Origin of the sequence: Streptomyces sp. Edi4, from assembly GCF_040253615.1 — a bacterium.
Taxonomy (GTDB): domain Bacteria; phylum Actinomycetota; class Actinomycetes; order Streptomycetales; family Streptomycetaceae; genus Streptomyces.
Window position 1 is genome coordinate 1,133,143 of sequence record NZ_JBEJGY010000004.1, and the last position, 15,184, is coordinate 1,148,326.

General features: G+C 69.0%; 11 protein-coding genes. 10 read left to right on the plus strand and 1 reads right to left on the minus strand.

Annotated features, from left to right (window positions below; translation table 11 throughout):
- Positions 1-10: 10 nt before the first annotated feature.
- Positions 11-1,567 carry an acyl-CoA synthetase gene (locus ABR738_RS07170; RefSeq protein ID WP_350229135.1) on the minus strand — a complete coding sequence of 519 codons (1,557 nt, stop codon included), beginning with the start codon at positions 1,565-1,567 and terminating at the stop codon, positions 11-13.
- 110 nt (positions 1,568-1,677) lie between these two features.
- On the opposite strand from ABR738_RS07170, the gene ABR738_RS07175 reads away from it, so the two are divergent.
- The 10 genes from ABR738_RS07175 to ABR738_RS07220 all read left to right on the plus strand — a co-directional run bounded on the left by ABR738_RS07175 (position 1,678) and on the right by ABR738_RS07220 (position 15,111).
- Complete coding sequence (locus ABR738_RS07175; protein WP_350229136.1) at positions 1,678-2,313, plus strand: TetR/AcrR family transcriptional regulator; 636 nt, start codon at positions 1,678-1,680, stop codon at positions 2,311-2,313.
- 821 nt (positions 2,314-3,134) lie between these two features.
- A complete protein-coding gene (locus ABR738_RS07180; RefSeq protein WP_350229137.1) occupies positions 3,135-5,951 on the plus strand; it encodes an amino acid adenylation domain-containing protein in 2,817 nt (938 codons plus the stop codon).
- Positions 5,952-5,964: 13 nt separating this feature from the next.
- A complete protein-coding gene (locus ABR738_RS07185) occupies positions 5,965-6,231 on the plus strand; it encodes a hypothetical protein (protein ID WP_350229138.1) in 267 nt (88 codons plus the stop codon).
- Positions 6,232-6,299: 68 nt separating this feature from the next.
- Positions 6,300-6,953, plus strand: a complete 654-nt coding sequence (locus tag ABR738_RS07190) for a hypothetical protein (RefSeq protein WP_350229139.1) — start codon at positions 6,300-6,302, stop codon at positions 6,951-6,953.
- 81 nt (positions 6,954-7,034) lie between these two features.
- Positions 7,035-8,309 (plus strand): FAD-dependent oxidoreductase, encoded by a 1,275-nt coding sequence (locus ABR738_RS07195; protein WP_350229140.1) that lies wholly within the window; start codon positions 7,035-7,037, stop codon positions 8,307-8,309.
- A gap of 11 nt (positions 8,310-8,320) precedes the next feature.
- The gene (locus ABR738_RS07200) at positions 8,321-9,124 is read left to right on the plus strand and encodes a HisA/HisF-related TIM barrel protein (protein ID WP_350229141.1); all 804 of its coding nucleotides are present in this window, start codon (positions 8,321-8,323) and stop codon (positions 9,122-9,124) included.
- Positions 9,124-10,116 (plus strand): zinc-dependent alcohol dehydrogenase family protein, encoded by a 993-nt coding sequence (locus ABR738_RS07205; protein ID WP_350229142.1) that lies wholly within the window; start codon positions 9,124-9,126, stop codon positions 10,114-10,116. The genes ABR738_RS07200 and ABR738_RS07205 overlap by 1 nt, the downstream gene beginning before the upstream one ends.
- A 169-nt stretch (positions 10,117-10,285) precedes the next feature.
- Entirely contained in the window at positions 10,286-13,393 is a 3,108-nt protein-coding gene (locus tag ABR738_RS07210) for a non-ribosomal peptide synthetase (protein ID WP_350229143.1), read from the plus strand.
- A 63-nt stretch (positions 13,394-13,456) separates the two neighbouring features.
- Complete coding sequence (locus ABR738_RS07215; protein WP_350229144.1) at positions 13,457-14,122, plus strand: hypothetical protein; 666 nt, start codon at positions 13,457-13,459, stop codon at positions 14,120-14,122.
- 71 nt (positions 14,123-14,193) lie between these two features.
- Positions 14,194-15,111 (plus strand): SAM-dependent methyltransferase, encoded by a 918-nt coding sequence (locus ABR738_RS07220; RefSeq protein WP_350229145.1) that lies wholly within the window; start codon positions 14,194-14,196, stop codon positions 15,109-15,111.
- Positions 15,112-15,184 lie beyond the last annotated feature (73 nt).

Genomic DNA, 15,184 nt, shown 5'->3' on the forward strand with positions numbered 1-15,184 from the left:
TGCTTTCGGTTCAGTTGACGCGGCGGTCGGCGCCGGCCCAGTAGTGGTCGCGGATCGCGCGGCGGTCGATCTTGCCGTTGGGGTTGTGGGGCAGCGCGGCGACGAAGTCGACCGAGCGCGGTTTCTTCATGCGGGCCAGTCGGCCGGCGCAGAAGTCGATGAGGTCGGACGCGGCCGGCGCGGTTCCCTCGCGCGGCACGACGACCGCCTTGACCGCCTCGCCCCACTGCTCGTCGGGGACGCCGACGACGGCCGCCTCGTAGACGTCGGGGTGCTGGTGCAGGACGGACTCGACCTCGACGGAGTAGACGTTGAACCCACCGGAGACGATCATGTCCTTCTTGCGGTCGACGATGAAGACATAGCCGTCCGCGCGGCGGCGGGCGAGATCGCCGGTGAGGAACCAGCTGTCGCGGAAGGAGGCGGCGGTCAGGTCGGGCGCGCCCAGATAGCCGGGGACGACATCCGGACCTCGTACGGCGATCTCACCGATCTCCCCGTCGGGAAGCGGAGTCCCGTCCTCGTCGAGGATCGCCACCTCGGCTTCGGCGAGCGGGCGCCCGCAGGACAGCAGCAGTTCCTCGTCCTGGCCTTCGACGGCCCGGCGGTGATCTTCGGTGGAGAGGAACAGCACGCCGGAGGTCGTCTCGCCGCAGCCGTAGCCCTGGGACAGCACCGGGCCGAAGAACTCCCAAGCCTCGCGGATCCGTTGCGGGGACATGGGTGCGGCGCCGTAGATCAGCTGGCGCAGGCTGGAGGTGTCGTAGGTGTGGGCGTCGGGCAGCGCCAGCACGCTGTTGACCATCGTCGGGACGACGAACGCATGGGTGGCGCGCTCGCGCTGGATGGTGGCGAGGAATTCCCGGGGGTCCCAGCGCGGCAGAATCACCGCGCAGCCGCCGGTGAAGAAGATGCCGAGCAGCGGCATGCCGGAAGCGTGCGTGACGGGGCCGGCGAGGACCTTCTTGTCCCCGGGGCCGACCCGGGCGTCGACGCTCATCACCATCTTGCGCAGCAGGGCCAGACGGTTCCCGTACGTCTGGATCGCGGCCTTGAGCCTGCCGGTGGACCCCGAGGTGAAGTGCAGAACGGCGGCGTCGCGCTCGGCACATTCCACGTCCACCGGTTCAGGGGGATTCTCAGACAGCATGTCCAGGTACGTGGGCCCGAGAGCACTGGGACCGTCGTAGCCGATGACCGTCTCCGTGCCGGTGCCGGGCATGGCGACGCGTACGGCCTCCAGGTGGTCGCTGTCCGCGAACAGCACCCGGGCATCCGACTCGCGCAGCAGGTGGGACACCTCAGGGGCGCCGAGTCGCGCGTTGATCGGAACGCGCACCAACCCCGCCTTGTACAGGGATATCTCCGTCACGACCAGCTCGGCCCTGTTCCCGGCGAGAGTCGCCACGCGGTCGCCCTGACCCAGGCCGAGCCCGCGCAGGGCGACCGCGAGCCGGTCGCTGTGGTCGTCCAGTTCCGCGTACGTGAGCCGATTCGTGCCGCAGACCACGGCTTCGGCATCGGGTTGGTGACCCGCCGTCCGACGGACGTAGCGCCCCAGGTTCATCGTCACTCCCTGCGAGTTACTGAACAGACTGTCTGGTATCTAGCTTGGCGTCCAGCAACGTAAGGCCAGCGTTAAGGTCAGGTCAATGGTCCGGACGACAAGGAGACCCCGTGGAAACGAAGCCCGCCGGCGACCGGCGCGTCCGCCGGACCCGCGCCGCCCTGCGCACGGCGCTGGTCGATCTGGTGCTGGAGAAGGGGTTCCACGCGATCACGGTCGAGGAGATCGCGGAGCGCGCGAACGTCGGACGAGCCACCTTCTATGGGCATTACCGCGACAAGGAAGACCTGCTGGTGGGGATCGTGCAGGACCTCTCCGAGGACCGCGAACGGCTCCTGCCGGCCATAGAACAGGCCCAGGACAAGGGCTTCACCGGTCTTCCCGTGCTGTACGTCTTCCAACACGCCGAGCAGGAGCGGTCCGTCTACCGGGTCATCCTGCGCGGCGAGGGCGACGGACGGGCGCTGCGCGAGTTCACCGGGATCATCTGCGCGCAGGCCGAGAAGGTCTTCCGTACCCGCGCCGAGCAGCTTGGCGTCACGCCGCGCGTCCCGCTCGACGTCGTGGCCCGCGCCTGGACCGGCGAACTGGTCGGCCTGCTGTCCTGGTGGGTGGAGTGCGACACCGGCTACGCCGCCGAGGAAATCACCGCGCACCTGCGGGATCTGTCCGTGTACGGCCGGGTCTGGGCCACGGGGCTCACCCCGGCGGACGCTCCTGGAGCGCTGGATCTGGCGCGGCCGTAACTGGCTGCCGGGACCCGATGTCCCCAAGTGCTGCCCGGGAACGGGCGGTCGGCATGTCAGGCCTGCGGCCAGAGGGCACAGCCTGCCCCACGCGCCGCCCGCCGGACGCCGTGTTCGGTGCCCGGGGTGGCTCGACCGGTGGCGCGACCGGCTTCGGCGCCCTGAAGGCGCGGTTGCGACTTTCCGGTACGCGTGGCACGGAGATCACCGCGGTGGCCGGTATTCCACATCACTTACCAGGGCATATCCATGCGCACCCCCGAAGAAGTGTTGTTGCTGCGCGTGAAAGTAATCCCGGCTACGTGCGAGGCGGACGAAACGGACGGGCAGATTTTACTTCGCACGCTTTTCGGTCATTCGCAGATCATCTGGTTGCGCGCGCTGGATCCGGGTACTTCAAATCCCGGCAGGTACTGCGGGAACGAAGTCTCTCGATCGCTTGAGGATTTCCTCATGCTCCCCCATCGCCGCTGCTGCATCCGATGGGAGCCGGATCAGGCACGTCGAGACGGTTCGCAGTCCCTGCAATGCCGCATTACAGGGAAGTGATGTGAATGCATGTCCGCGCCTCATTCTCATTGAGCAGCCGGGTGCCGCCGTGCCCGTGGTCGACAGGTCATCGGCGGTCGGACGCGGATGGGCTCGGGCGCCTGCACACCGTGGAATGCTGCGCGACTTGGCCGTAGCGCCCATGCCGATCCGAGCGCACGGCCGGGTTTTCCGGATTCTTCGGGAATCGAGCATCTGCGATCACTGTGCCGTATCCCGCAATTCAAGACCTTACTGTCAGCCGACCATCCATGCCATGGTAAGGAATAGTCGTGGTCTCACCATCGGACGCCACTTGTTGCGATCACGCTCGCACCTGGAATCGCGTACAAGTCGATTACCCGCGCAATGCCACCATTCCTTCCCTCTTCATCGAGCAGGCGGAACGCTGCCCCGATGCCCACGCCGTCGAGTGGCAGGGCGGAAAATGGAGTTACCGGCAACTGGCTGAACGGGCCCGGCGCGGTGCCACGGGCCTGCGAACCCGCCGGGTGCAGGGGGGAGAGGTGGTCGCCGTCGCGATGGACCGTTCCCCGGAAGCGGTCGCCGCGATCTTCGCGATTCTGCTCGCCGGAGCAACGTATCTCCCGCTGGATCCTTCCTACCCCGCGGACCGGCTCGCGCGGATCCTCACTGAGGCGGACGTGCGCGTGGCGGTGTCCGCGCCCGGCCGGCGGATCGAGGTGCCCGACGGTGTGACGGTCCTCGACACCGACGCCCTGTTCGCCACCGCGGACGAGGCCGACGAGCAGTGGTGGCGCGGGCGGGCCGCGGGCGACGCGGCCTACGTCATCTACACCTCCGGTTCGACCGGCGCTCCCAAGGGTGTGGTCTGTCCTCATCGCGGCCAGACAAGGTTGGCCCGCGGCGGCGGTGACCTGCGTATCCTCCCCGAGGATCGCGTGCTGGCGACCACCAACTTGACCTTTGACATCTCGTGCTACGAGATGTTCGCCACGCTGCTCAACGGGGCCTGTCTCATACCTGTCCGCGCCGAGGATCTGCTGGATTCCAAGACTCTGGAGACGGTGCTGAGGGAGCGGCGGATCAGCGTGATGTGGCTGAGTGCCGGGTTGTTCCACCAGCATGCCCACGCCGCCCCGGAGATGTTCGCCGGTCTGCGGTGTCTGATCGCGGGCGGTGACGCGCTCGGGCCGCGTGCGGTGCGCGCGGTGCTGGAGAACGGGCGGCCCCAGATGTTCCTCAATGGCTACGGGCCTACCGAGGACTCCTCTCTGGCGACGACCCACCGCGTCGCGGAGTTGTCCCAGCGGGCGAAGAATGTGCCCATCGGGACCAACGTGCCGGGTTCGACGGCCTACGTGGTGCGCGATGACGGCACCATCGCCGGCCCGGGCGAGACCGGCGAGTTGTGGGTGGGCGGGGACGGCGTGGCCCTTGGCTATCTCAAAGACCCCGAGAAGACGGCTGACCGGTTCGTCGAGGACCCATGGTCACCCCTGGAGGTGCGCTCGCGCCTCTACCGGACCGGCGACATGGCACGGTGGCGCCAAGACGGCGCGCTCGAATATCTGGGCCGGCGCGACCGGCAGGTCAAACTGCGCGGCTATCGGGTGGAACTGGACGAGGTCGAGGCGGTGTTGGCGGACCATTCCCGGGTGCGGCAGGCCGCCGTGGGGGTGGTCGGACAAGGCGCCGGCGAGTTGCTGGCAGCCGCGGTGGTGGCACAATCCGGCCAAGCACGAGGAGAGTTGTCGCAGCGGTTGCGCGAGCACGCGCGCGATCGGCTGCCCTCCTACATGGTCCCCGCCCGCATCGCTGTGGTGGACGCGTTGCCTCTGTCCTCCAGCGGCAAGGTCGACCGCCGGGAACTCGCGGACCTGGCGGCGCCCGCCTCGTCATCCGGCACCGATGACACCGCGCCCCGTGATGCATGGGAACGGGCCGTCGCCGACGTCTGGCGTGACGTCCTGCACCTGGACACCGTGGCCCGCGACGACACCTTCTTCGCGCTGGGGGGCACCTCGCTGCATGCCACCCAGATCACCGCCGCGATCCGTGAACGGCTGCGGACAGACGCCGGATGCGGACGCGCGATGATCCGCGAGCTGGTCGGCGACCCGTCCCTGGCCGGCTTCGCCGCCACCGTGCACGCCCTGCACGAGGGGCGGGCGGGGGACGAGACACCCGTGGACTTCGCGACCGAGTCCCGGCTCGCACCCGACCTGCGTTTCACAGCGCCCGCGGCCGCGAACCCCCGGGCCCCCGCCCAGGTACTGCTGACCGGCGCGACCGGCTTCCTGGGCACCCACCTCGTGGAGCACCTGCTGCGATCCGGCGTCGAACGCGTCCATTGCCTGATCCGCGCGGACGACCCGGAGACGGCCCTCAACCGCCTGACCGCCCGGATGCGGCGCTACGGCGTGGACTGCGAGCCGTTGATGGACCGCGTCGTCCCCGTCCCCGGGGACCTGGCGGAGTTTCACCTGGGCCTGTCCGATACGACGTGGGGCCACCTGGCCGGCGGACTCGACCTGATCGTGCACTGCGGCTCACGTGTCAACTTCGTCTACCCCTATTCGGCGCTGGCCCCGGTCAACGTCGGGGGCACCCGCACCGTGCTGGAACTCGCGGCCGAGCAGACCACCAAGCCGGTCCACTACATCTCCTCCATCGCCGTGCTCGTCGGCTTCGGCACCGCCGGTGTCACCCACGTCGAGGAGAACACCCCTCTCGATCACGCGGACCGCATCTCCCTGGGCTACCCCGAGACCAAATGGGTCGCCGAGAGTCTGGTTGCCGAGGCCGGGCGCCGTGGGCTGCCGGTGGCCATCCACCGGCCGTACGAGGTGACCGGAACCCGCGACGGCGGCGTGTGGAACACCGACAGACACCATGATGTGCGCCCTGTTCCGCACCATCGCGGAGACCGGTCTCGCCCCGGACCTGAGCCTGCCCCTGGACTTCGTCCCCGTCGACTACACGGCGGAGGCGATCGTGCACATCCTCACCCATCAGGAACCCGACGGACGCGTCTACCACCTCACCAACGCCCACGACGCCCGTCTGCCCCTCCTGGTGGACCGCCTGGTCGCCATGGGATACCCGGTCCGAACCATCTCGTATGACGCCTGGAGCAGCATGCTCGCCAAGCTGACCGCCAAGCTGCCCGACCATCCCATGGCCCCGTATGCGGACATGTTCCTCGATCCCGCCCGCGGCAGCGACATCTCGGTCCAGGAGATGTACGCCGACGGCACGTTCCCGGCCTTCGGACGCCACAACGCCGAGAGGGCGCTGTCCGACAGCGGCCTCGTCTGCCCACCCGTCGACGCCGGTCTGCTCGACACCTACCTGTACGCGTTCCGGCGCGCTGGATATCTGGAGCCACCACCCGAAAAGCGCTGAACCCGGTCAACCGCACCGCCCAGGCGCCGTCCGCGCCCGTCCACCCCGCACGAGTCAGGAGAACGCAGATGACGACCCGTATCGAATCCGCCGATCAACTCGTCGACGAAGTCGAGAAACGACGCCGCAGCCACCCCGTCCCCAACCCGCTGCTCGCGGCGGGCACGGAGCCGACACTGGAGCACCTGCGCCGTCTGGTCGGCACCGAAGTACAGTGCCACCGCACGGAACTCGTCGCCTACGGCACGATGCTCTCGCGCTTCCCGCACCGCCCTGCGGCCGACCTCTACCTGTGCCTTGGACGCCTGGTGTACGACGCGTCCCCCAAGCTGGAGACGTGCGCCCGCGCCCTGGGCCTGGATCCGGACGAGCTGAAATTCTGGCCGCCCGACCGCACGACGTACGCCTTCGACGGAGTCTTGTCATGGGTGGCGGCGCAGGGGTCACAGGCGGCCACGGGCATGTCCTCGTACGCCGACCTGACCGGCTACTACGCCGGGTGCGCCGCAACGGTGGCGCGCGTGCGGTCCTCGGATCTGAAGGTTCCGGACGAGTTTTTCGCCTACTACGACGACGAGACCCCCTCCGACCTCTGCCGCCTGGCGCTGGAGGTCGTCCAGGACGGACTCGACCGAGGCGACGACCCCAGCGAGATCCTTTTGACCGCGCGTCTGCTGGACGAGAGCGTGGGCGACTTCTGGCGCGCCGCGGCAGCCATCTGACCACGCTCCGGCCCGGGAGCCGGCATTGACCGGACGGATGTCCCACGGCCGGACCGCACGATCGGGAAGAGGAGTTTCGGGATGAGAATCGGTATCGCGGGTGCCGGTATCGCCGGCTTGACCCTGGCCTGGCTGCTCGACGGAGTCCACGAGAGTGTCGTACTCGAAGCCCGGGACGACCTCGGCGGCAACCTCCGCTCGCAGCGGTTCATCGACACGCACGGCACGCCGCGGATGGTCGACCTGGGTGTGCACAGCGTGTCGTTGGAGGCCTTCCCCCTCTTCTCGCGACTGACAAACGCCCTGGGGCTGAGTGAGGACGACTGGGTGTCCGCGCCCGCGTCCCACACCATCGAGGTCGCCGAACAGGAGGCCCCGTTCTTCCAGGGGCCGCTCACCGCGTCCGTCGGCGACGAAGAGGCGGAAGGCGATGGGCTCCCACCCCGGGACGCGGGGCAAGCGGTGACGACGCTCGTGCGTGAATCCGCCAAGTGGGCCGCGCGCGGCCTCGACTGGCAGGTTCCGCTGCGCGACATGGTGGAGCCCTGGCCTTGGCCCACGGCGCTGAAGGAGAACGTGGTGTACGCGCTGCCCGCCATTCTTTGGGGCTGCGACCTGGCGCGGGCCTCGACGCTTTCCGCACGGGCGGTTGCCGCTCTGTTCGCGGATGGGGCCCCCGCCGGGTCGACGCCGCTCACGCAGACACTGCGTCACGGTATGCAGGACGTCGCCTGGCGGCTGGCGGCACAACTGAACAGCGCTGACCTGCGCCCCGGGACCGCGCTGCGGGGCATACGGCGCGCGGGCGATCGGCTGGCCATGATCGACGCCACCGGTGTCCCACACGAGGTCGACGCGGTCGTCCTGGCCGTTCCCGCCGACGCCGCCGCCCGGGCGCTCCAGGACTTGCCGGACGCCGAGCCGGCACGGCGAGCCCTCGCCTCGTACCGGTACGCGGACATCGACCAGGGTCTGCACCTGGACCCTTGTTATGTCGCCCGCGCCCTGCGGCACCGGTCCACAACGAACATCGCCGTGGACGGGTCCTGGGCCCTTGGTTGCATTCGGCGCCGCTTCGAGGCCAGCGGCGAGGTGTACGTCAGCCAACTCGACCACCGCGCGAACCTTCCGCGTCAGCTCCTCGCGCGGACCACCTTCCGCACTCTTCTGCCATTTCCGGCCATGTTCGCCGCGCAGCGGCGACTCGGCCCGCTCCAAGGCCGTGGCGGTCTTCACTTCGCCGGCCATGTCGTGGCGCAAGGCGCGACCCAGGAAGCAGCCGTCGCCACCGCGGTCGACACGGCACGGCGACTGGGATGCGACAGCCCACGCCTGAAAACACTCGCCCCCTCCTGAAAGGCAAGACCATGGGATCCTCCCCACAGGCGTTCCAGGACCGTAATGCCCACATAGGCGACCTCATCATCCCCTGTATCGATGTCGCCCGGGGCGCCGCCACCGAACCGTCCGCGATCCCTGGCCTGCGCGACCCGTTGGACGTGATCGAGATCGTCCGGGCGTACGCCGCCGGCAGCGCGCAGAAGATCTTCCTGGACGTCTTCGACGCGTGGGACGCGATCGACTACCTCCCGGCTGTCCTGAGCAGCATCAAGGAGAGCGGAGTGGACATCCTGGTCTCGGTGGAACACGGTCTTCTCCCGTCCGTGAAACTCCTCGGAGATCTCTTCGAGGCCGGCGCGGACATCGTGTCCATCAGCACCGCGATGGTCGATGACCCAGGGACCGTGCGGGCGGCCATCGGCGAGTACGGCGGTGACCGGCTCATGGGCGTCATCAACAGCAGGCAGACCGCCCCCGGGGAATGGCAGGCATACGTCCGTGACGGCGAGCAACGCGCCGGCGCCAACGCTTCAGCCATGGCCGCGCGCTTCGCCGACCTGCGGGTCGGCGCGATCCTGGCGAACAGCATCGACCGCGAGGGCACAGGACAGGGCTTCGACCTCGCGCTCACCCGGGCTGTGGCCGAGGCATCGAGGCTCCCGGTCATCGCCTCCGGCGGATGCGGCACCCTCCAGCACCTGCGCGACGCTCTCCACAACGGCCAGGCCACCTACGTCCTGGTCAACAAGATGGTCCACAACGGCAAGCACTCCATCGCAGAGATCCGGGACTTCCTCATGGCCGACAGCCTCTACCGGCCGGACCACTGATGCGTTCCGTCGTCTTCACCCAGTACGGAGAACCCGCCGACGTCCTGACGGTGACCGAGACCCCGATGACCGACCCCGGCGCGGGTGAGGTCCGCGTTCGCCTGACGGCCCGCCCCATCAACCCCTCCGACCTGCTGCTGATCCGGGGACACTACGGTCGGCCGGCAGCGCTTCGACCGCCCTCACCAGGCGAACCGGCCACGGCGCTGGTGGGTTTCGAAGGGGCGGGTGTCGTGGACAGGGCAGCCGCCGGCGTCGGCCTTCGACCGGGAGACCGAGTCGCGGTATCCGCCGACGGCACCTGGCAGGAATACCTCAACGTGCCGGCGGCGGACGTGGTGGAGATCCCCGACTCCCTGCCGGACGACCTCGCGTGCCAGCTGACCATCAATCCCATGACCGCGAACCTGCTCCTGGACGGCTTGGGCCTGGTCGCGGGCGACGTCCTGCTCCAGACCGCCTCCGCCTCCGCCGTGGGCCGGATGATCACCACGCTGGCACGACAACGCGGTATCCGCTGTGCCGGCCTGGTTCGCCGTCCGCACCCGGCCCCGCCCGACAACGACTCGGCGCAGATAGTCGCCGTCCCCTCGGACTCGGCCCGTGAACAGCTCGCGGAATTCGCCGGTGCACAGGGCATCGCGGCCGCCCTCGACGCCGTCGGGGGTGCCACCGGCCGACTCGCTCTGGACTGCGTCCGCGAGGGCGGACGCATGACCGTCTACGGCATGCTGTCAGGCTCCCCCATCCCCGTCCCACCGGACGCACTCGTCTTCCGTGGCATCACTCTCGACGGCTTCTGGCTGCCCGAACGGCTCAAGGGCATGCTCCCGGAGCAGATCGCCGACCTGACCCGCACCGTGACCGAGCAACTGACGTCCCGTCAACTGAACGCGCCTGTCGCGGCCCGCTATGACCTCGCGGACATCAAAGAGGCTGTGCGCCGGGCCGAAAGCGGATCGGGCGGCGGCAAGATCCTGCTGGTGGGCTGAGCATCGAGACAGGGCGCCGCCCCGGGACAGCCGCTCCCCGCCTTCGGGCCGCGCCAATACCGACGGCGCGACTCACGGCGATGGAGCAACGCGGCGCGTTCGCCACCGACCTCGCCCCCTCGCAGCCGGCCGTGCTTCGCCTGTCAGCCGTACGCGAAAGGATCCGACCATGCCGCCGACGGCACAGACACCGAAGGGCGTCTCGCGGTCCACCCCCGCATGTGACGCCACCAGCTCTGGCTACCCCCGTCACGCCCTGCTGTGCGACCTGTTCTCCGCGCAGGCCGAGCGATCTCCCGAGAGCGATGCCCTGCGGTGGAGGGGCGGCCGCTGGACGTACCGGGAACTGCGCGGCCGGGTGCGACGGGCCGCGGCTCGACTGCGCGACCGCGGCCTGGGTGAGGGCGACATCGTCGCCGTACTGCTTGAGCGCTCCCCGCAGTTGGTGGTAACAGCGCTCGCCGTCCTGGAGGCCGGTGGCGTCTACCTCCCCCTCGATACTCACACGCCCCCAAGGCGGCTGGCCTGCGTGGTCCGGGACGCGCAGGTCGCCCACTTCGTGACCGCGCCGGGTGTCGCCGTCCCTCCGGCTCCTGAACTCGTCCATGTCGTCACCCCTGACCTGATAGGAGAGGAAACACCGCCGGAGTTGCCGTTCCGCACCCCGGCGCGCACGGCGTCAGATGCCGCCTACGTCATATACACCTCGGGCTCGACGGGCGCGCCGAAGGGGGTGCTGTGCAGTCACCGCGGACTGGTCCGGTTCGTGACGGCGGATCACCCGGCGGTTCCCGGGCCCGGCGACCGCCTGCTCGCTACGGCGAACCCGTCGTTCGACGTCTCGTGTTACGAGCTGTTCTGCACCTTGCTCAACGGAGCGTGTCTGGTTCTGCCGGACCCCGACGACCTGCTCGACACCCGGGAACTGGCACGGCGCCTCCAACACGATGGCATCACCACTCTGTGGCTGAGCGCCGGCCTGTTTCACACACACGCGTACGCGGCGCCCCACATGTTCTCCGGCCTGCGGTGTCTGATGGTGGGCGGCGACTCCATCAGCCCCAAAGCGGTCCGCGCCGTACTGGCCCAGGGGCCGCCGGGCACCCTCGTCAACGGCTATGGACCGACGGAGAACAGCGTCATCAGCACCTCCTACACGGTCCGTGAACTGCCGGAGCACGCGGAACTCGTGCCCATCGGTACCGAGGTCGCCGCCACCACGGGGTATGTGGTCCGGCAGGACGGTGGCCTGGCCGCCGCGGGAGAGGAGGGGGAACTCTGGCTCGGTGGGGACGGCGTGGCGATCGGCTACCTCAATGACCCGGAACAGACCGCGCGGCGCTTTGTGCCCGACCGCTTCGGGAACGACGTGCGGGGCCGTCTGTACCGGACGGGTGACATGGTGCGACGGCGACCCGACGGGGTGCTGGAATTCCTGGGACGCAGGGACCGGCAGGTCAAACTCCGGAGTTTCCGGGTGGAGTTGGACGAGATCGAGGCCGTACTGTCCACTCATCCGGATGTGCGGCAGGCCGCCGTCGACGTACTGGGCGAAGGGCCGGGACAGCATCTTGGCGCGGCCGTGGTCTGCTCCCCGCACACGGACACCGCGGCTCTCGTCCCACACCTGCACGACCACGTTCGCGACCGTCTGCCCGCCCATATGGTGCCCAACAGGATCGTGTGTGCCCGCGACCTGCCGCTGACCGTGAGCGGCAAGGCTGACCATGCCCGCCTCCTGGCCCGGCTTGCCCGGCCACGCCTCGATGCCCGGGAGGCCCGGACGCCGCAGGACGCGCACGAAATCGCCGTGGGACGGATCTGGTGTTCGGTGCTCGGTACGGACACCGCTCGACGGGACGACGACTTCTTCGCCCTGGGCGGCACCTCATTGATGGCGACGCACGTGGCGGCGGCCACGTGCCGCTCGTTCGGCATCGACCAAGCGCAGGGCGGGGTACTCATCCGCGCGCTGCTGAGCAATCCGACACTCGGAGCGTTCGCCGGGCGATCACGTGAACTCGCCGAGCGGGGGCTTACGCGGGCGCCACATACCAGCACGGATTTCTACGCCGAGGCGCGCCTGCGGCAACCGGCGTCCATGACCGGCCCGCCCCCCGCAACAGGTTGCCCGCGAACCGTGTTGCTCACCGGCGCCACCGGCTTCCTCGGCGTTCATCTCCTGTGCCGGCTGCTGCGTGCCGGCGTGGCACATGTCTACTGCCTCACCCGCTCTCCGGACGAGGAACGCGGCGCCGCCCGTGTCGCGGCCCGGATGCTGCGCTACGGGCTGGATCCACACCACATCGGCGACCGGATCACCGTGATACCGGGTGACCTGACAGCCGAGCGGTTCGGTGTGGACCGGAGTGCCTGGACACGGATGGCCCGGGACTGTGACCACATCGTGCACTGTGCCGCGCAGGTCAACTTCGCCTACCCCTACCAGGCCCTGGCCCCGGCCAACGTCGGCGGCACCCGCACCGTCATAGAACTGGCGGCCGCGCACCGGCTCAAGCCTCTCCACCATGTCTCCACCATGGCTGTCATCGCGGGCTTCGGTCCCGCCGGGGTCCCCCACGTGACCGAGCGCACCCCGCTCGCGCACCCCGACCGGCTCGCACTCGGCTACACGGAGACCAAGTGGGTCGCCGAGCAGCTGGTGGCGGAGGCGGCACACCAGGGTCTGCCCGCGTCGATCCACCGGCCCTACGAGATCACAGGCACCCAGGACCGGGGCATCTGGAACACCGAAACCATGATGTGCGCGCTGTTTCGCACGATCGCGCAGAGCGGCGTGGCTCCGGACATGGCGCTGCCACTGAACTTCGTCCCCGTCGACCACACGGCCGACATCATCACCCGCGTGATCACCCACGAGAGGCACGACGGCCGCGTCTACCACCTCACCAATCCCCACGAGGCGCGGCTGTCCCTCCTGGTTGACCGTCTCCGGGCGATGTCCTACCGCGTTCGGACGGTCGGACTGCGGGAGTGGGTGGACGTGGTCATGGAGGCGACGAGCGAGGATCCCCGGCATCCGATGGCGCCCTACATCCCCCTGTTCGCCGAATCCGCAGCCGGCACGGGCACCGCCCTCGTCCAGACGCACCTTGCCGGCACCTTTCCCCGCTTCAGCCGCGACAACGCCGCCCGTGTGACAGCGGACGCCGGCCTGACATGCCCGCCTGTCGACGACCGGCTGATCGACCTGTATCTCGGCCACCTCCGGGAGAGCGGGTACCTGCCGCCGCCGGAAACCGCCACAACGACCTGAACCACTTGCCCAACACATGGCCCGCCCGGGACGTTCGCGTCCACCACAGCAGAAGGGAATCCCATGAGCACGCAAGACCACGGTGATGCCACGGCCCTGGCCGACGTCGTCCAGCAGGGGCTCGCCGGACAAGCCCCCGGCAGCCCTCTCACACTGGCACCAGTGACAGGTCCCAGCGCCCTGGAACCGCTGCGGCGCCTGGTCGCCCTGGAGTATCAGGCGCACCCGGTGGAACTCGCCGCGTACGGAAACCTGCTCGCCCGCTCTCCCCACGGGCAGGCCGCCGAACTGTGGCTGACCCTGGGACGTGTCGTTCACAACGCGACGCCCAAGCTGTACCGGGTGGGCCAGGCGCTGGGGATGGATGAGGCCGGCTTGACGCGGCCGGTGAACTCGGGATCGTACGCCTTCCACAGTGCCCTCTCCTGGATCGCGACGTCCGCGAGCCAGGCAGCGGCCGCCCTGGCAGCCCACACCGACATGCAGGTCTATTACTCCGGCGCCTGCGCCGTCGCACGACGTCTGCGCGAGTCGGACCTCCCGCAGACCCGAGCGTTCATCGACTACTACGACGACGCCGGTGACGACGCGCTCAAAGAACTCGCCCTGGCGGTGGTGCAGGACGGTCTCGACCGCGGCGCAGACCCTGACGAGGTGCTTTTCCACGCCCATCGCATCTCGGACGCTCTGCTGGACGTCTGGAAGACGGCGGCCGCTCCCCCGGCCTGACCTCCTGTCCGGTGGCAGGGCAGGCAGAACTGCCGTGTACCGCAGAACTACTCCGGAAAGGAAGGAAGTCCATGACCGGCGGCGACGATCAGAGGTATGAAGTACTCCCGAGCCATCGCGGTGACTCGTTCCGCGATCACGTCATCCGTGCCTACAAGGACTCCCCGGATGACTGGCGGAACGTCCTCGGCGACCAGTTGCACTTCCAGTGGGGCGTCTACGACCACCCGGACTCCCCCCGCCCCGTGTCACTGGACGAGGCCGGATCGAGGCACCTGGAGCAGCAACTGGGCCTGGCCGGGCTCCTCGAACCGGGACACCCGGCCCCGCGGCGCGTCCTCGATGTCGGGTGCGGATGGGGAGCGACGCTGCGGCATCTCGCACATGTCTTCCCCGACTGCCCGCGTCTGGACGGCATCAACATCAGCCCGGAGCAACTCGCCCACTGTGCGGACCTCGTGCGTGACATACACGAGGCAGAACGCATCCACCTGTATCTGTGCGACGCCGCCGACATCGCACAGCTACCGGACCAAGAGCCCTACGATCTGGTGCTTGCCCGAGGCGCCATCACACACTTTCCGCCGGAAGTGTACGAAACCGCGACCGAGGCGCTGGCCCGGCGCATGGAGCCGGGCGGCCTCCTCGTCATCTCGGAGACGCTCTACCGCGAGGCGTTCCTGGCCTCGGAACCGCCCCTGCCCCCAGACACCGACCATCTGGCACTGGGACACCGCAAGTCACTTCGCTACGTCATGGACGTACTGGAGAACAGCGGGTTCCGCGTTCGCGACCAGCGCGTTCTGCCCTCTCCTGAGGAGGCGGCACGCTGGGTCCTGGAGCTGAAGAGCAACATCGACTTCCACTTTCCGACGGAGGCGAGTATGCCCCTCGAAGCGATCCGCGCCATGGCCGTGGACCTCGCCATCGCACTGCTCCGGAACGAGGCGTCAGTGCGCAGCATCATCGCTGAGCGCCGAGAGGCGTAGGGCCGCCGCATAGGTGCCTACGCCTCTCGCGCAGTGGGGGCGCTCCGTGCCCACGTGCTGGTGGCCGCGCGAT

Bases quoted from the DNA above. Each gene is read 5' to 3' on its own strand.
- ABR738_RS07170 (WP_350229135.1), bottom strand. From the start codon at position 1,567: ATGAACCTGGGGCGCTACGTCCGTCGGACGGCGGGTCACCAACCCGAT.
- ABR738_RS07185 (WP_350229138.1), top strand. From the start codon at position 5,965: ATGCTCGCCAAGCTGACCGCCAAGCTGCCCGACCATCCCATGGCCCCG.
- ABR738_RS07190 (WP_350229139.1), top strand. From the start codon at position 6,300: ATGACGACCCGTATCGAATCCGCCGATCAACTCGTCGACGAAGTCGAG.
- ABR738_RS07195 (WP_350229140.1), top strand. From the start codon at position 7,035: ATGAGAATCGGTATCGCGGGTGCCGGTATCGCCGGCTTGACCCTGGCC.
- ABR738_RS07200 (WP_350229141.1), top strand. From the start codon at position 8,321: ATGGGATCCTCCCCACAGGCGTTCCAGGACCGTAATGCCCACATAGGC.
- ABR738_RS07205 (WP_350229142.1), top strand. From the start codon at position 9,124: ATGCGTTCCGTCGTCTTCACCCAGTACGGAGAACCCGCCGACGTCCTG.
- ABR738_RS07210 (WP_350229143.1), top strand. From the start codon at position 10,286: ATGCCGCCGACGGCACAGACACCGAAGGGCGTCTCGCGGTCCACCCCC.
- ABR738_RS07215 (WP_350229144.1), top strand. From the start codon at position 13,457: ATGAGCACGCAAGACCACGGTGATGCCACGGCCCTGGCCGACGTCGTC.
- ABR738_RS07220 (WP_350229145.1), top strand. From the start codon at position 14,194: ATGACCGGCGGCGACGATCAGAGGTATGAAGTACTCCCGAGCCATCGC.